This window comes from Dictyoglomus sp. LHC4, from assembly GCF_055181355.1.
In genome coordinates this window covers 1,763,444-1,779,778 of record NZ_CM143707.1, presented here as the reverse complement: position 1 = coordinate 1,779,778, position 16,335 = coordinate 1,763,444, and the positions used below count along the sequence as shown (strand labels likewise).

Annotated in this window: 16 protein-coding genes and 1 tRNA gene; 6 read left to right on the top strand and 11 right to left on the bottom strand. The window is 31.3% G+C overall.

Annotated features, from left to right (window positions below; translation table 11 throughout):
- Positions 1 to 7: 7 nt before the first annotated feature.
- The 3 genes from nrdR to ACY3JO_RS09030 all read right to left on the bottom strand — a co-directional run bounded on the left by nrdR (position 8) and on the right by ACY3JO_RS09030 (position 1,931).
- Positions 8 to 460 (bottom strand): transcriptional regulator NrdR, encoded by a 453-nt coding sequence (gene nrdR / locus ACY3JO_RS09040; protein WP_463084664.1) that lies wholly within the window; start codon positions 458 to 460, stop codon positions 8 to 10.
- Positions 461 to 648: 188 nt separating this feature from the next.
- On the bottom strand, positions 649 to 1,755 hold the full coding sequence (locus tag ACY3JO_RS09035; RefSeq protein ID WP_463084663.1) for a TIM barrel protein: 1,107 nt from the start codon (positions 1,753 to 1,755) through the stop codon (positions 649 to 651).
- Between the two features lie 87 nt (positions 1,756 to 1,842).
- Positions 1,843 to 1,931 (bottom strand) — tRNA-Ser (locus tag ACY3JO_RS09030).
- A gap of 93 nt (positions 1,932 to 2,024) precedes the next feature.
- On the opposite strand from ACY3JO_RS09030, the gene ACY3JO_RS09025 reads away from it, so the two are divergent.
- On the top strand, positions 2,025 to 3,419 hold the full coding sequence (locus ACY3JO_RS09025; RefSeq protein ID WP_463084662.1) for a sensor domain-containing diguanylate cyclase: 1,395 nt from the start codon (positions 2,025 to 2,027) through the stop codon (positions 3,417 to 3,419).
- Positions 3,420 to 3,422: 3 nt separating this feature from the next.
- Here ACY3JO_RS09025 and cysS read toward each other — a convergent pair whose 3' ends face one another.
- Entirely contained in the window at positions 3,423 to 4,820 is a 1,398-nt protein-coding gene (gene cysS / locus ACY3JO_RS09020) for a cysteine--tRNA ligase (protein ID WP_463084661.1), read from the bottom strand.
- A 50-nt stretch (positions 4,821 to 4,870) separates the two neighbouring features.
- Between cysS and ACY3JO_RS09015 the strand changes: the two genes are divergently transcribed.
- Positions 4,871 to 5,794 carry a D-2-hydroxyacid dehydrogenase gene (locus ACY3JO_RS09015; protein ID WP_463084660.1) on the top strand — a complete coding sequence of 308 codons (924 nt, stop codon included), beginning with the start codon at positions 4,871 to 4,873 and terminating at the stop codon, positions 5,792 to 5,794.
- Between the two features lie 38 nt (positions 5,795 to 5,832).
- Here ACY3JO_RS09015 and ACY3JO_RS09010 read toward each other — a convergent pair whose 3' ends face one another.
- The 3 genes from ACY3JO_RS09010 to ACY3JO_RS09000 all read right to left on the bottom strand — a co-directional run bounded on the left by ACY3JO_RS09010 (position 5,833) and on the right by ACY3JO_RS09000 (position 7,490).
- Positions 5,833 to 6,039, bottom strand: a complete 207-nt coding sequence (locus tag ACY3JO_RS09010) for a hypothetical protein (RefSeq protein WP_463084659.1) — start codon at positions 6,037 to 6,039, stop codon at positions 5,833 to 5,835.
- Positions 6,040 to 6,100: 61 nt separating this feature from the next.
- Entirely contained in the window at positions 6,101 to 6,817 is a 717-nt protein-coding gene (locus ACY3JO_RS09005; RefSeq protein ID WP_463084658.1) for an HAD family hydrolase, read from the bottom strand.
- A complete protein-coding gene (locus tag ACY3JO_RS09000; protein WP_463084657.1) occupies positions 6,810 to 7,490 on the bottom strand; it encodes a PrsW family glutamic-type intramembrane protease in 681 nt (226 codons plus the stop codon). The genes ACY3JO_RS09005 and ACY3JO_RS09000 overlap by 8 nt, the downstream gene beginning before the upstream one ends.
- A 48-nt stretch (positions 7,491 to 7,538) precedes the next feature.
- Here ACY3JO_RS09000 and ACY3JO_RS08995 point away from each other — a divergent pair, with 48 nt between their 5' ends.
- The 3 genes from ACY3JO_RS08995 (at position 7,539) to nuoF (ending at position 11,622) form a co-directional block, all read left to right on the top strand.
- Positions 7,539 to 9,470, top strand: coding sequence for an HD domain-containing phosphohydrolase (locus ACY3JO_RS08995; protein ID WP_463084656.1), 1,932 nt, complete (start codon positions 7,539 to 7,541; stop codon positions 9,468 to 9,470).
- 62 nt (positions 9,471 to 9,532) lie between these two features.
- Complete coding sequence (nuoE, locus tag ACY3JO_RS08990; protein ID WP_463084655.1) at positions 9,533 to 9,994, top strand: NADH-quinone oxidoreductase subunit NuoE; 462 nt, start codon at positions 9,533 to 9,535, stop codon at positions 9,992 to 9,994.
- Entirely contained in the window at positions 9,991 to 11,622 is a 1,632-nt protein-coding gene (nuoF, locus tag ACY3JO_RS08985; RefSeq protein ID WP_463084654.1) for an NADH-quinone oxidoreductase subunit NuoF, read from the top strand. The genes nuoE and nuoF overlap by 4 nt, the downstream gene beginning before the upstream one ends.
- A 24-nt stretch (positions 11,623 to 11,646) precedes the next feature.
- Here nuoF and ACY3JO_RS08980 read toward each other — a convergent pair whose 3' ends face one another.
- Positions 11,647 to 12,507: a VIT1/CCC1 transporter family protein gene (locus ACY3JO_RS08980; RefSeq protein ID WP_463084653.1), complete on the bottom strand. Its 861-nt coding sequence runs from the start codon at positions 12,505 to 12,507 to the stop codon at positions 11,647 to 11,649.
- A 201-nt stretch (positions 12,508 to 12,708) separates the two neighbouring features.
- Between ACY3JO_RS08980 and ACY3JO_RS08975 the strand changes: the two genes are divergently transcribed.
- A complete protein-coding gene (locus tag ACY3JO_RS08975) occupies positions 12,709 to 13,923 on the top strand; it encodes an ROK family protein (protein WP_463084652.1) in 1,215 nt (404 codons plus the stop codon).
- A 2-nt stretch (positions 13,924 to 13,925) separates the two neighbouring features.
- Here the strand turns inward: ACY3JO_RS08975 and ACY3JO_RS08970 are convergent, their stop codons facing one another.
- The 3 genes from ACY3JO_RS08970 to ACY3JO_RS08960 are packed head-to-tail and all read right to left on the bottom strand — an operon-like array spanning position 13,926 to position 16,280.
- Positions 13,926 to 14,720: a metal ABC transporter permease gene (locus ACY3JO_RS08970; protein WP_463084651.1), complete on the bottom strand. Its 795-nt coding sequence runs from the start codon at positions 14,718 to 14,720 to the stop codon at positions 13,926 to 13,928.
- 2 nt (positions 14,721 to 14,722) lie between these two features.
- On the bottom strand, positions 14,723 to 15,466 hold the full coding sequence (locus ACY3JO_RS08965) for a metal ABC transporter ATP-binding protein (protein WP_463084650.1): 744 nt from the start codon (positions 15,464 to 15,466) through the stop codon (positions 14,723 to 14,725).
- Entirely contained in the window at positions 15,450 to 16,280 is an 831-nt protein-coding gene (locus tag ACY3JO_RS08960; RefSeq protein WP_463084649.1) for a metal ABC transporter substrate-binding protein, read from the bottom strand. Before ACY3JO_RS08960 ends, ACY3JO_RS08965 begins: the two co-directional genes overlap by 17 nt.
- Positions 16,281 to 16,335 lie beyond the last annotated feature (55 nt).

Here is a 16,335-nt window from a genome sequence, read left to right as displayed (position 1 = left end):
AATTAATTTAAGCTTTTTTCATTTGAGAAAGAAGTTTCGCAAATTCTTCCAATGAACTAAACTCTTGATACACAGAAGCAAATCTTACATATGCAACTGCATCTAAATCTTTTAGTTTTTCTAATACCATTTTTCCTATTTCCTTTGAGGAGATTTCACTTACTCCTTGTTTCTTTATATCCCCTATAATTTCATCAATAATAGTTTCCAATTTTTCGCTATCAATGTTTCTCTTAACTACTGCTCTTTGTAAACCCGCTAAAAGCTTATTTCTGTCGAAAGGTTCTCTTCTGCCATCTTTTTTGATTACCATAATAGGTTTTTCTTCTATTCTTTCGTAGGTGGTGAATCTTTCTTTACATCTTGGACATACTCTCCTTCTTCTTATTACTCTTTGATCTTCTATTTCTCTTGTATCAATGACAGAAGTATTTTCATAATTACAAAATGGACATCTCATTCCTATACCCCCACTAAATATTGTAGTTATATTTATATCACAACTCAATATATAGTTCAAAGGGAAAAAACTGAGATATAAGGATTTTTTTTACCAAAAAATTTTTAAATATGAGTTATTTTATAATTTTTTGACCATAGGTTAAAAAAGAGGGGAGAAATACTTCTCCCCTCTTAAAAAGGATTCTCTTATTTGTGGTTTTCTGCTAAGATTAATTCTAATTCGCCTCTGTGATTTTCTGGGTCAAAGTAACACTCAATAATTCTTTCGTGAGGTAATCTTTCAATCCTCTCATTCATAATGTTAAGGACTTTTGTATTGATTTCTATTGCTTTTTGTACAGGCATTCTTTCAGGATTTATATCAATTCCAAAATACCCTTGATAACCTACCATCTTTAAAGTATAAAGCAATGCTTCTGTAGAATCCCAGTCAACTACTCCTACATTTAAGTCTTGGTCATAGTTTCCGAGAGGTTGGCTGTTCCAGTGAGTGTGGAATAGTCTACCTTCTCTTGCAACTCTGGCATAAGCATAAGGAAGATCCTCAAATCCCATTCTGACATGACCCACCTCTGGATTTAAACCTACTAATGCATGTCCTTCATTTATTAGTTTGAGATTTTCAGGGTTTTTGAGCCTTGACTCTATATCTCTTGCAGCTAATATTCCATCAGCAGTAGTTCTATATATATTGTTTGGCGCTGGTTCATAAGGTTTTGGTTCTATAGCGATTTGTACTCCTGGTACCTCGTCCATAGCTTGGGCTACTAATTCTTCAAAGGTGTCCCACATATGATAGTAAAGATGTCCATATGAATAAGTATATCCATCAATTCCGGGCCATATTATACATATATCTGCGTTAGCTTCCTTCACCAATTTTAAACCTTTTACTAACCTTTCATAGGCTACCTTACGATATTTTTCGTAAGGATTAGAAAGAGAACCAAATTCAAATATTTTATCGTAGAAAAGACTTAATGGAACAGCAACAAGTCTTATTCCAGTTTCCTTTTCGAGTTTTTTATAAAGATGAAGATTCTCTTCATTGACTTCGGCAGGATAGTGAGCTTCTATTCCCTTCACTCCATATTTAGCCATTTCAGCAGCCATTTCTATTCTTTCTGGAATACTTTTTTGTTCTACATAAGGTTCATGGAATCTGCCACCACCAGGAGTGAAGTACCAGATACCCACTGAAAATTTAAGATCTAATTTGAAGGTTTGGAGATGTTTAAGAAGTTCCTCTTTATTCCTTCTTATCTTTTGAGAACGATGATCTACAAAGGGCATAATTTTTACCTCCCTATTATTAGTTTTTAAAATATTTTACAATAAGAGATCTGTTTAGACAATCGTTTTAATGGTAATTAAAAAATATGGCGGAGAGGGTGGGATTCGAACCCACGAGGCTTTGCCGGCCTACTCGCTTTCGAGGCGAGCGCCTTCGTCCACTCGGCCACCTCTCCTTCATGAATATTTTAACAAAAACTTATGATATAATCTATTCAATATGGTAAAGGAGGAGGATAAAGAAAATAAGGCTGAGAACTAAAATAGTATTGATTTTAGTAGTTGTTAATCTTTTTATTTCCTTTGTTCTTATCCTCGGAGATATACTGCTTGTAAAAAACGTTTTTAGGGAAAGTGTAAACAAAGAAATTAAAAATATCCAAGTCTTATTTAGTAAATTGGTGGAAGAAGAAAAGAATATTCTAATTATTAATATATCCGATTATATTTATTGGAGGGATTTGGGAGAAAAAGGGGTTAAGAGAAGAGACAAGGAGTTTTTAGAGGCAAATATTAATCCATGGGTTAAGAAAACCCTTAAATATGATGTGGTTCTTTTTACAAAAAATGGAGAAATTATCACTTCTTCATTCCATAATATCCCAAAAGATTTTCTAAAAGAAAAAGGAAAAGAGGTGGAAGTTTTCTTCTATTCTTATAGAGGAAAGGTGTTTCTATGTGCTGTAGGCCCGGTAATGAGTGATGATAAAAGATATTTTTATGATGCATATTTGTTGTTTTCAAAACCTATAGATGAAGAGATAATTAGAGTATGGGAGAGTTTTTTAGAGGCTAAAATAACGGTTTTAAATATAGGAGATGTTAGAGAAGAAAAGTTAAGAAATTATTATGAGTATCCATCCTATCATATTGAGATTCCTTTAAATGAAAACATATTGGTTCATATAGAAAAAGAGAGCAAGATTATATATTTAATGTATAGATCATTTTTAATAATGCTTATATCATTCACTCTTTTTATATTAATATCATCTCTTTTGATTTCCCAATTTCTAACTTCCTATATAATGAGACCTTTTGAAAAGTTAGTACTAATAGCAAGGGAAATAGAATTGGGAAATTATGATGTGGATTTTGATATTCATAGAAAAGACGAAATTGGCGATTTTATGAGGACTTTTAAAAATATGATAGATAAAATCAAGATAAGAGAAGAAAAGTTGTTAATAGAAAGAAATATTATGAAGGAGATAGCTTATTTGGATGTTTTAACTCAAACCTATAACAGAAGATATTTAGATGTTACTTTCGAAGAATTAGTAAATAAAAATATTTCTTTTTCTCTTGTCTTTGTTGATATGGACAACTTTAAGGATGTTAATGATAAATTTGGTCATGATGTAGGGGATCAAATACTAAGAGAAGTAGTAGAATTTTTTAAAAATAATTTTAGATCTGGGGATGTAATTATAAGATTTGGAGGAGATGAGTTTTGTATTATTCTTATAAATACAACAAGAGAAATGGCAGAGAAAATAATGAAAAGAACCCTTCGTGATTTTAAAGAAAGATTTTCAAATATTGATGGCATTAGTTTAGGGTTTAGCTTTGGTATAGCCTCTTACCCTGAAGATAGCAAGTCCTTAGATGAATTAATAGAGATTGCTGATGAAAGAATGTATAAAGATAAAGAAAAGAAATAAAAATTATTTATTAAGGATTGTAGCTTTTTTGATTCTTGGTCCTTGAGGTGTATCCTCTATTATATAACCTCTTTGTTTTATTTCTTCCCTAATTTTGTCAGCTTTTTCCCAATTTTTTTCCTTTCTGGCTTTTTCTCTTTCTTCTAAAAGTTGCCAAATTTCTTCAGGTACTTCAATTTTAACTTCTGGAGGGTTATCTAAGGATAATCCGAATACTTTATCAAATTGAATAATTGTAGCTCTCTTAACCTCGGGTGCTATTTTATCATCTTTCACAAGTTCCCATAAAATGGCAAGTGCTTTTGGCATATCTAAATCATCATTTATGGCTTGATGAAATCTTTCTTCATACTCTTTATCAAAATCAGCTTCTAACTTGGGATATCTTTTCATATTTTCATAAAGTCTATTTAGAGCTCTTTGTGCTCCTTCAAGAGCTGACCATGTAAATCTTAAAGGACTTCTATAATGAGCGGTAAGACAAAAATATCTATATGCTAAGGGATGATAACTCTTTTCTTCCAAATCTGATAATGTAAGAAAATTACCTTCGGATTTTGCCATTTTCTTTTCTCCCATTATGAGGAATTCTCCGTGCAACCAATATTTAGCCATAGGCTTGTCATATGCAGCTTCAGACTGTGCTATTTCATTTGTATGATGAATAGGAATATGATCCACACCACCACAGTGGATATCAAAGGGTTGTCCTAAATATTTTGTAGACATAACTGAGCATTCAATATGCCATCCAGGGAAACCTACTCCCCATGGAGAATCCCATTCCATCTGCCTTTTTACATCCTTAGGAGAGAATTTCCATAGAGCAAAATCAGTAGGATTTCTTTTTTCAGGATTAAATTCCACTCTTGCTCCTGGTAAGAGCTCTTCTAAATCTTGTCCCGCTAATTTACCATAGTCAGGTACCTTTGAGGTATCAAAATATATACCATCAGATATCCTATAGGTATAGCCTTTTTGTTCAAGGATTTTTATAAGTTCTATAAAGTCAAGTATATGATCTGTTGCCTTACACCAGATAGTAGGTTCCAAAATATTTAATTTTTTCAAATCTCTTTTGAAAGCCTTGGTGTAAAACTCTGCAATTTCCCATGCACTTCTTCTTTCCTTTTTTGCTTCCTTTTCAATCTTATCCTCTCCCTCATCAGCATCAGAAGTAAGATGTCCCACATCAGTTATGTTCATTACATGAGTAACTATATATCCGTTATAAATAAATACTCTTTTTAAAATATCCTCAAAAACATAGGTTCTTAGGTTTCCTATGTGGGCGTAGTTGTAAACTGTAGGACCACAAGTATACATTCCAACATAGGGTGGATTTATTGGTTCAAACTTTTCTTTTTTCTTTGTTAAAGTATTATAAAGGTATAAGTCCATAGTGGTAAGATTATATCATAAAATAATATTCTTTTTCAAAGGAGGTTTCTATGAAAATTTATGTTAGGTATTCATTAAAAAAAGAGCATATTAATAAAATCTTATCTCTTGGTCGAAATGTTGAAATAACTGATAATATTGAAGAGGCGGATATATTCTTTGGTTGGGGATTAAATAAAGAAGAGTTCAAGAAAGCTAAAAATTTAAAGTGGATACAATTAACATCTGCGGGTGTAGATCATATGCTTTATGATGATATTATTAACTCTTATGTAATCTTGACTTCTGCTAGTGGGGTTCATCCGAAATCTATTGCTGAACATGTTTTTGGTTTAATTCTTTCATGGACTCGTAGGATAAATGTGGCAATAAAAGGAAAAACAGAGAAAAGGTGGAATAAAGATGAAATAGAGTGGTGTGATGAACTTACTGGAAAAACTATGGGTATAATTGGTTACGGTAATATAGGACAAGAGATAGGAAGAATTGCTAGATGTTTTGATATAAGGGTTATAGGGCTTAAAAAGAAAAAAGAGAATGTAAAAATACAATCTGATGAGTTATTAACTTTTCAAGATTTAGATAAGCTTTTGAATGATTCAGATATTATTGTGACAGTACTACCTCTTACTAAAGAAACGGAAAATTTTATTTCTGAAGAAGAATTTAATAAAATGAAAAATAATGTTATTTTTGTTAATGTGGGGAGAGGTAGAACAGTAGATGAAAAGGCTTTAATAAAGGCTTTAGAGGAAAGTAAAATACAATGTGCGCTACTTGATGTATTTTACGATGAACCTTTACCTAATGATAGCCCATTATGGGATATGGAGAATGTAATTATAACACCGCATATTGCAGGAATGACTCCTTATTATGATGAAAGGTTAGTGGAGATATTTTTGAAGAATCTGAAAGAGTATCCTAATGTGAAAAGGATGATTAATGTGGTAGATAAAGAAGCTGGGTATTAGAAAAAGAGGGGGCAAAAATTCCCCCTCTTTTTAATATGTTATCCTCTCTTCTCCCTTTTTTCCGAAAGTATAGTTTTTAATTCTGTATATCCGAAAATAAGCAAAATTATTCCTAAGAAAACTAAAAATATTGGCACCCCAGCCATTAAAGCCTTCAAAAAATAGGACCACCAAACTATGAGCCCCCACAGGCCTAATCCAATACAGATAATACCAAATAGAATGATTAAAATCTTGCTTAACAAAACTGTCACCTCCCTTATTTTGTGAGAAAACAAATACAAAAATATTATAAAACAAAAGGTCTTATTTAGAAAGTAGAGGAAGAATATCTAAAAGATCCTCCATTTTTCCTATAATGTCAGGAGTATACTTTGATTTATCTTCGTTTAATATTTGTCCGTCCTTGGTTAGAAAAGTAATAATACCTAAGAAGTTAGCAGAAAGATCTTCTTGTAAATCATTTCCAACCATTATGGTTTTTTCTGGCTTTTCTCCTATTTTTTCCAAGATTTCCTTATAGTATTCGGGAAATGGTTTGCAGGCATGCATAATTTCCATAGAGGTTATTAAGTCATAATTAAAATTATCTATTTCTGCCCATCTTAATCTCTCCCTTATAGCTATTAGTGGAAAAACTGCATTAGTGGCTATTACTACTTTGAGACCTAAATCAAATGCCTTCTCAATAACTTCTTTTGCGTATGGATTTGGTCTGGCTTTTACCATATCTTTTAATTTTGGAAATTTTTCCATGTAAAAGTTATTAAAAAAATCTTCCATAATATTTCTATCTTTGTTTACTAATTTTTCAAATTCTTCCCAAAATACGTCATTATTAGATTTGGGCCCTTTATTTTGCATCATTTTCGCTACCGCTATATTTAAACTTTTAAATAAAGAATCTGCATCTCCTATTTTCTTAAATTCTTCTCTTAACATAGAGAAATAATGTTTGGTAAATAATTCTAAATCACTATATAGTAAGGTGCCATCAAGATCAAAGAGTATTGCTTTAATCATATTTATTTTCCTCCCCTTTTTCAGTTATAACCAACCTTTGTCCTCTTTTCCATATCCACCTTCCCACTATATATACAATGGGTAGAATAAGGATGGAGAGATACCATATATTTGTTAAAATTAAAAAGTCGTAAAGTGCATGCCAGAAAACTGGGTAGAATAATGCCTGTGTTAAATATTTTTCAGGCTTAACACCAAATTTTGCAAGTCCAAAGGCATATCCCATAAAAAGAGCCATAACAAAATGGGCAGGTACAGCTAAAAAAGCTCTTGTAAAACCTACCACATATCCTCCTGGTATGACGTAGAATATGTTTTCTACTGTGGCAAATCCCATACCAACCATTACTGAATAAACAATTCCATCAAAGGGTTCATCAAATTCTTCTTTGGGATAGATAAATTTATAAATGACGTAGTATTTTGCTCCTTCTTCTATAAGTGCAATTCCGAAAAATGTATATATAAAAAGGGAGGCTAAATCTCTGTATGGTTTAAATAAATTGAGTAAATCTATAACAACTTCTAAAAACGCAGATGGAAAAGATACGAGGGCTCCTAATATAAATGCATAAATTATAGTTTTTGATGGTTCTTTATTCCATCTATCTTTATGATATACATACCAAGAGATGGCAATTCCTGGAGCTATAGATATTAGCAGTAAATTCATATTTTCATGGTAAAATTATAGCATAAATATGATAAAATTAAGATTAATATGAAGTTAAAAGTTTTTAAATGTCTTCTTGCATTATTAATATTGTACCTCATTGCATCCCCCATATCTTCTAATAATTCTATAAAAATTGTTACAGATAAAGATTATCCTCCATTTACATACATTGATGAGAAAGGAAATCTAGTAGGAATATTGGTAGAATTTTGGAAGATATGGAGTAAGAAGACAGGAATAAAAATAGAGCTTATTCCAAAAGAATGGATTAAGGCACAAAATTTACTTTTAAAGGGCGAAGTTGATGCAATTGATGTTATATTCAAAACGTCTGAAAGGGAAAAATATTTGATTTTTTCTAAACCAACTTTTAAGATTACATCAAGTATTTATTATCATAAAAGTATACCAAAGATAAATTATCCAAAGGATGTTACACCCTTTATTGTGGGAGTAAAAAGAGGCGACGCTTTAATAGAGTTCTTATTATTGCAAAATCCTCATGTCAATTTTAGATTTTATAGTAATTATTCTGATATAATCCTTTCTGCTAAAAAGGGTGAAATAAAGGTATTTGTTATGGATGATCCACCTGCCCTCTATTATTTGGTCAAACATGATCTGATTTATGAGTTTTTTAAAGGTCCTGTAATATGTTCAAACTATCTTTATGTAGCCTCTTTAAAAAATCATATTATATCTACAATAAATGATGGATTATCAAAAATTCCCCAAGAAGATATGGATAGATTATTAGAAAAATATTCATTTAAAAAAGAATTTCCCCCATATTTTCCAAAGGTTGTTCTATATATTGTAACTATTGGACTTTTCGTATTATTACTTGCACTTTCATATAATAGAATTCTCTCTTTTAGAGTAAGAAAAGCTACAGAAGAATTAAAGAGAGCTCATGATGAACTTAGAGAGCAGGTTGATAAATTTGAATTTTTTATAAGAAATATTGCCGATTTTTCAAACATAAATTTGAAGGATTATGATTTTGTAAAAAGAGTACTGCAGATTACTGTTTTCCTCTTGGATAAAAATACTTATGGAATATTTTTTGATAAATATATGGATTGTTTAAGGATTTTAGCCATAAATGGATATTATAATAATTTGGAAGGATTATTAATTTCAAAGGAAGAGAATAATAACATTTTGAATATACAAAATATTACCTTAATAAGAGAGCCAGGTTTTTTAAAAAATATAAATATTAAAGAGATGCTTTTATACCCTCTTAAATGGCAAGGAAAAGTATATGGTTGTTTAGCTTGTGTTATTCCAAAGGAAAGTACATATTCCTTTGAGAAAAAGGATATGCAAATGTTTGAAAAGTTTGGAGATATTATTTCAGCATTTTATGGTATAAGAGTACATATTAGAGAAAGAGAGGTTTATTTAAGCAAGATGGTAGCTCTTCTTGTTAAGACTCTTGAATACTACGATAAATATACACAAGGACATTCTGAAAGGGTTGCTAAATATGCAGTAAAGATTGCAGAAAAGCTTAATTTATCTGCGGAAAAAATTAAGAGGATATATTGGGCGTCATTATTACATGATATAGGTAAGATTTATGTTCCTCAAAGTATTTTAAATAAAAATGGAAGATTAACACCCGAGGAATTTGAAATTGTAAAAATACACCCCATTAAAAGTGAGGAAATATTAAAACAGGTAGAAGAATTTAAAGATTTAGCAGAAATTATTAGATATCATCATGAGAGGTGGGATGGGTTAGGATATCCTTATGGATTATCCGCATATGAAATTCCATTAGAATCAAGGATTATTGCAACATCTGATGCTTTTGATGCTATGACCAGTGAAAGACCTTATAAAAGAGCGATGACTTTTGAGGAGGCTATTTTAGAGATAGAGAAAAATAAGGGAAAGCAGTTTGATCCTCAAATAGCTGAAATTATGGTAGAGATTATAAAAGAGAAGACGATAGAGGAAAGTTATTGACAGATTAAATCGTTATATTTTACACTATTTAGAAGGAAACAAAAATTTGGGGGTTGTAAAATATGAAAACGAAAGAAGAAATTCTGAAAAGTTTTCCTAAAAACCCTGATTATATTATTGAGATTCTTCATGCTCTCCAAGATAGTAATCCTTATAATTATTTAACTCCAGAAGATATAAAACTATGTGCAGAATATTTAGATCTTCCTGTGAGCTATGTGGAAGGTGTGGCATCTTTTTACTCCATGTTTAGTTTAAAACCGAGGGGAAGATATGTGATAAGATTGTGCGATTCACCCCCATGTCATTTAGTTGGGTCTGAGTCCCTTTTAGAATATTTAGAGAGAAAATTGAAGATAAAGGTTGGAGAAACTACTCCTGATAGACTTTTTACTTTGGAACTTACAAGCTGTATTGGGGTATGTGCGGTAGCTCCTGCTATGATGATTAATGATGATGTTTATGGAAATCTTACTTTTGAGAAGATTGATAAAATCTTGGAGGAAAAGAGGGGGAATTTATGAGTATAGTAAGAAGTCATGTTTTGATATCCATAGATGCAAACACTTTGTTAGCAGGAGCAAAAGCTGTAGAAGAAGCCTTGATAAATGAATTAAGAAAAAGGGGTATTGATAAAGAAGTTGGAGTAATTGAAACAGGTCCTCTTGGAGTTATAGGGAAAGGGGTAGTAATGCTGGTTTATCCTGAAGGAGTTTATTATGGCAATGTAAAACCGGAAGATATTCCAGAATTGGTGGAGGAACATTTTGTAAAAGGAAGACCTTTAAGAAGACTTATGATGGAAAACATTACTACCCCATCAGTAGTAGTAAAGGAAGAGGTTGGGTTAACCAAGAGACAAGTAAGGATTGTACTTAAAAATAGTGGAGTGATAAATCCTGAGAGTATAGAAGAATATATAGCTTCTGATGGATTTGATGGCCTAACTAAGGCTATTTTTGAAATGAAACCTGAAGATGTAATAAAATTGGTTAAAGATTCAGGACTTAGAGGTAGAGGAGGAGCAGGTTTTCCTACAGGTTTGAAATGGGAATTTACTTATAAAATTCCTGCAGATGAAAAATATGTTATATGTAATGCTGATGAAGGAGAACCTGGTACCTTCAAAGATAGATTAATTTTAGAAGGTGATCCTTATAGAATAGTTGAAGCTATGGCTATTGCTGGTTATGCGGTAGGAGCTAAAAAGGGATATATTTATATTAGAGGGGAATATAAATTGTCCATAGATCGTATGCAGAAAGCTATCCAAACAGCAAAAGATTATGGACTTCTTGGAGATAATATTCTTGGTAGTAATTTTTCCTTTGATATAGAGGTGAGGAAGGGAGCAGGTGCTTATATTTGTGGAGAAGAAACAGCTTTAATAGAATCTTTGGAAGGTAAAAGAGGAGTACCAAGAATAAAGCCTCCTTATCCTGTTTCTCAGGGATTAAGAAATAAGCCAACTGTAGTGAACAATGTAGAAACATTGGCTAATATTCCTGATATTGTAAGGAACGGAGCTGAATGGTTTAGACAGTTTGGAACAGAAAAATGTCCAGGTACTAAGGTCTATACCATTTTGGGAGATGTAGTAAATGCAGGCCTTATAGAGGTAGAGATGGGTACTTCTTTGAGAGAGATAATTTTCCAATATGGTGGCGGGATAAAGGATGGGAAAAGGTTTAAGTGTGCATTGGTGGGAGGAGCAGCTGGTGCCTTTTTAGGGGAGAAGATGCTTGATGTTAAGATGGATTTTGAAAACTTAAAGGAATATAAAGCAGTTCTTGGATCTGGGGCTATATTAGTTATGAATGAAACAGCATGTATTGTAGATATGTTGAAGAGTATTTTGAGGTTTTTTGAGCATGAATCTTGTGGTAGGTGTACTCCTTGTAGGGTTGGTACTAAGAGATTGGTGGAAACAATAAATAGGTTTGCTAATTTAGAGGGTTCTGAAGAGGATATAGATGAAATGGTGAATATTAGTCTTGTAATGAAAGATACGTCATTCTGTCCATTAGGGCAATCGGTACATCTTCCTGTAGTTTCTGCAATTAGATATTTTAAAGATGAGTTTATAAAACATTTTAAAGAAAAATATTGTGTAGCAAATAGATGTGGGAGAAAAGTAGGGGTATTATCTTAAGGGGAAGCTATAAGCTTCCCCTTCTTAATCTATATTGATTCCTAAAACCTTTTTGACAAAAAGCCCTATTAAGAAACTTATAAAGGATACAGAAAAGATAGTAATTGTCATTTCTAAAAATCTTTTATTAAACTCATAGTCCTTTGCAACTGATATATAAAAATTGAAGATTACAACTAAAATGACTGCAAAGAAAAGAGCTAAAATTAAAGCAAGTATATAATTTTGTGTTATTAAGTAGGGGAGGATTAAAATTAAAACTGTCATGATATATGTTATTCCAGTGATTATTGCAGATTTCAAAGGATTTCTTTCAGAAGATTCTGCTTTTGTAGATAGATACTCTGATCCTGCCATTGATAGTGAAGCTGAAATTCCTGTTATTAATCCAGATATGGATATAAGCTTTGTATTTTGAAAGGCAAAGGTTAAACCTGCTAAGGTACCTGTAAGTTCTACTAAGGCATCTGACAATCCAAGAACCATTGATCCAATATAGTTTAATCTTTCTTCATCTAAGGTGGTTAATAATTTCTGTTCATGTTCTTTTTCATCATCAAGAATTTCATTAATTTGTGGATACTTATTAATAATTTTTCTATAGCTTTCTATTGCTTTGTCCTCTCCTTTTTCCATGATTTTGAGTACAAAAGTAAAACCAAAAATTTTTGTAAGAAAGAGATACAGGTAGAGCTTAAATTTATTAGGATTTAGATCTTTTTGGGTTATTTTCCTTAGTACGTTGTAGTGGGCATACTCATCTTGAGATATTTTTAAAAGTATTTCCCTATTTTTTTCATCTTTTAACCCTTTTGAAAGAATTTTATATATATTGTGTTCGGTTATTTCGTTTCTCTGAATTTCCAATAAAATCCTTTCTTCCATTTTTTTACCTCCTTTCTTCCTAATATATTATCATAATGGATAATTTTTACGTTTAAGTTAAATAATACAGATGTAAAAAGATATTCCTTTAATATCTTCTTATAATTCTTGAATTATATTTATTTTTATTGACTTTGATCTATGAAAAATAATATAATTTTTCAGGGTAAAAAAAATTTTTTTATTGGAGGTCAAGGGAAGTTGAAACCTGTTAATATAAAAAGTATGAGGATTGCTAATATATCTTTAGTACTTGATACCATAAGGAGAATGGGGCCTATATCTCGTTATGATATTTCTAAGATTACAAAATTAAGTCCTTCTGCGGTATCTAGTATTGTGGAAAACCTAATAAGTGTGGGGATAATAAAGGAAAGTCCTGCCCAGGTAACAAAAGTTGGCAGACGTCCTATAGAACTTACTCTTAATGAGGTGGGTTATTATCCTATAGGAATAGAGATAGAGAAGGATAAGATTACAGGCATATTAATGGCTCTTTCTGGGAGAGTTTTGAGAAAAGAGAGTATTGCCTTATATGACAATGATGTAGATAGGGTTTTGAATGGAGTAGTTAGTATATATCGTTCCTTGATTGATGGGGTAAATAAGGAGGATATTATTGGGGTTGGGTTAGCTGTACCTGGCACAATAAACAGAAGGGAAGGAGTGTGTTTGTTTTCACCAAATCTTGGATGGAGAAATGTAAAAATAAAAGAATATCTTTCTAAATACATAGAAGGAGTACCTATTTTTATTGAGCATATAGTAAAAGCTGTCACTTATGGAGAACTTTGGTATGGTGCTGGTATTGGTAAGGATAATCTCATATGTGTAAGGGTGGGAAGTGGTGTGAGTGCAGGCTTGGTGCTTGACGGTAAAATTTATAGAGGACCTGATGATAGAGCTGGAGAATTTGGGCATATAATTATAGAGAAAAATGGAAATAAATGTAAATGTGGAAGTTATGGATGCTTAGAGAGTTATGTTTCAACTCAGGTGCTTTATGAAAAAATATTAGAGGGTATTCACAAAAATGCATATACAAGGGTAAATTTGGAAAATAAAAGTAGAGATGAGATTTTAGATGAGATCATTGAGGCTGGGAAATCTGGGGATAGATTTGTCCTTAATATTTTTGAGGAGCTTGGAACTTATTTAGGTATAGGTATTGCTAATCTTATAAATATACTAAATCCTGAAATTGTTATAATCGCTGGAGGACTTTCCAAAGCGGAGGATCTTCTTTTGGAGCCTGTAAAGAGGGTTGTAAATCTTCATGCTTTTCCTCCTATACCAGAGATAATTACAACTAAATTAGGGGGCTTAACAGGACCTATAGGAGCTGCAGCAGAGGTAATAGAAGAGACTTTGCTTAAAAAAATATTTGAGAAGGCAGAAGAAGAAACTTATAGGTAATTTTATTTTTTTGAAAAAAATAGGGAGATAAAGAAAACAAGAGTTCCAAGCATAACAATGGTGGAGCCAGAAGGTGTATCAAAGTGGTAGGAAATTATTAATCCCAATAAGATATTTAAAAAGGTAAATAATATGGTATACATTGCTAATTTTTTTATGTCTTTTATAAAAGGTATTAAAGTGGCTACAGGAATAATAATTAAAGCTGAAGATAAGATAATGCCAACAAGTTTACTTATAAGTACAATAGCTATACCGGTGAGGATTAAGATATAGGTTTCTAAACGGGTTGTATTTATTCCAGAGGCTTTGGCAGATTCTTCGTCAAAGATAATAAATAAAATCTTCCAATAATTTTTATAAGAAAAGAACAAAAGAAAAATTGTAAATATAATTGTTAGAAAAAGATCCTGGTCTCCTATAGAGAGAATACTTCCAAAAAGGAAACTAAAAAGATCAGTTGTGTAACCTTTATGAAAACTTAGAAGCAATGCTCCTAAAGCCATGGAAGAGGAAAAGTAAATACCTAATGGTACGTCTGCTTTTAATTTTGATCTTTTAGTTATATAGGGCATACTTAATATTATTATTATGGTAAATATTATAGATGTTAAGGTCATGTTTATATTGAGTAGATAACCTAAAGCTAATCCTCCAAATACCGCATGACTTATTCCTGCCCCCATGAAGGTTATCCCTCTTAAGAGAATATAGATGCCTATAATACTTGTAATTATACTTATAAATATGCCAGCTAAAATACTTTTTTGCATAAAAGAATATTGAAAAATATCCAAAATTAATCCTCCTTATGAGTTAAATATATAAATTCTTCACCATATATTTCTTTTAATGCCCTGTGTATTTTAATTTCTTCAGGGCATCCATGAAGATACAACTTTCTATTTAGACATGCAAATTTATCCACCTTATTAGTAATAGCTCCGATATCGTGGGTTACTAAAATAATAGAGATCTTTTGTTTTTTTAGCTCTTCAAGAATTCTATAAAAGCTATATTGAGTTTTTATATCCACACCTACTGTTGGTTCATCTAAAAGGAGAATTTTAGGGTTTTGAACTAAAGCTCTTGCAATTAATACTCTTTGTTGTTGTCCACCCGAAAGTTCTCTAAATATTTTATCTGCATATTCTTTGATCTCTAACTTTTCCATTATTTTATTAATTATTTCATGGTCTTCTTTGTTAAGTGCTTTCCAGTCTCTAAAGATTCTTCTTCCAAAGGCAACTATGTCTTTTACTTTTAAGGGTAGATACTTTTCTATATCAGGTTTTTGAGGTACATATCCAACAAATTTTTTTTCATAAGTAATATTATCTATTTCTTTTCCAAATAAAATTATTTTCCCATATTGAGGTTTTAATATGCCAACTATTAGTTTTAAAAGGGTAGATTTTCCAGCCCCATTAGGACCTATAATACCTAAAAATTCTCCTTCATCTACCTCTAAATTTATGTTGTCTAATATGTTATCATTATTGTAATAAAAAGTCAGATTCTTTATTTCAACGATTTTGTTCATAAAATATATTTCTCAAAATATTAGTATTTTCTTTTATTAAGAAAAAATAATCTTTATTGAAACCTATAGGATCCATGTCTACTACTTTTACTCCTGTTTCTTTTTGTATTGTTCTTATCACTGGTAAATTAATAAAAGGTTCTTTTACAATGTATTTAATCTTATGTTTTTTAATAATATTTATGATCTCTTGAATCTTTTTCAAGGAGGGCTCTTTTCCCTCTCCTTCCTCTATATAGCTCAATACTTTGATATCATATCTTTTATAAAAGTAATACCAAGAGGGATGATATGCTATGATCTCCCTTTTCTTATAGGGAGATAAACTTTTTCTTATATAATTATCAATTTCTTGGATATTCCTCTCCACAATTTTTAAATTATTTTGATAATAAGCTTGATTTTGGGGATCAATACTTCTTAATTTTTCGTAAATGGCTTGTGCTATCTCTTTTACCATGAGAGGATCAAGCCAATAATGGGGGTTATCGTCTTTGTTTTTAATCTTATCCGCTATTATGAGAAGATCTTTTTGTTTAGTATTAATAAGTTTCATTGCCCATAGATCTACATCTCCACCATTTATTATTATAAGTTTAGAGTTTTCTATGGCTTTCATGGTGTTTGGGGTTGGCTCAAAAAGATGAGGATTTGTATTTTGGGGTAAAAGTACTTCTATCTTCCATTTTTCACCTACAATATATTTTAAGATGCTACCTATGGGAGGAATGGACACTGATATGGTTTGAATTGCATAAATGCTGTTTAGAAGAGTGATTATTGATAATATGATGAAAATAGCTATCTTTTTCATTTTAATTGTCACCACCTTTTTAGTTTTTAGTAGGATAATTATATCACAATTGGAA

What these genes read in the sequence shown, in the direction of transcription:
- ACY3JO_RS08960 (WP_463084649.1), bottom strand. Translation starts at nt 16,280, where the DNA reads ATGAAAAAGATAGCTATTTTCATCATATTATCAATAATCACTCTTCTA.
- ACY3JO_RS09035 (WP_463084663.1), bottom strand. Translation starts at nt 1,755, where the DNA reads ATGCCCTTTGTAGATCATCGTTCTCAAAAGATAAGAAGGAATAAAGAG.
- ACY3JO_RS08965 (WP_463084650.1), bottom strand. Translation starts at nt 15,466, where the DNA reads ATGAACAAAATCGTTGAAATAAAGAATCTGACTTTTTATTACAATAAT.
- ACY3JO_RS08995 (WP_463084656.1), top strand. Translation starts at nt 7,539, where the DNA reads ATGAAGTTAAAAGTTTTTAAATGTCTTCTTGCATTATTAATATTGTAC.
- ACY3JO_RS09015 (WP_463084660.1), top strand. Translation starts at nt 4,871, where the DNA reads ATGAAAATTTATGTTAGGTATTCATTAAAAAAAGAGCATATTAATAAA.
- nuoE (WP_463084655.1), top strand. Translation starts at nt 9,533, where the DNA reads ATGAAAACGAAAGAAGAAATTCTGAAAAGTTTTCCTAAAAACCCTGAT.
- nrdR (WP_463084664.1), bottom strand. Translation starts at nt 460, where the DNA reads ATGAGATGTCCATTTTGTAATTATGAAAATACTTCTGTCATTGATACA.
- ACY3JO_RS08980 (WP_463084653.1), bottom strand. Translation starts at nt 12,507, where the DNA reads ATGGAAGAAAGGATTTTATTGGAAATTCAGAGAAACGAAATAACCGAA.
- ACY3JO_RS09000 (WP_463084657.1), bottom strand. Translation starts at nt 7,490, where the DNA reads ATGAATTTACTGCTAATATCTATAGCTCCAGGAATTGCCATCTCTTGG.
- cysS (WP_463084661.1), bottom strand. Translation starts at nt 4,820, where the DNA reads ATGGACTTATACCTTTATAATACTTTAACAAAGAAAAAAGAAAAGTTT.
- nuoF (WP_463084654.1), top strand. Translation starts at nt 9,991, where the DNA reads ATGAGTATAGTAAGAAGTCATGTTTTGATATCCATAGATGCAAACACT.
- ACY3JO_RS09005 (WP_463084658.1), bottom strand. Translation starts at nt 6,817, where the DNA reads ATGATTAAAGCAATACTCTTTGATCTTGATGGCACCTTACTATATAGT.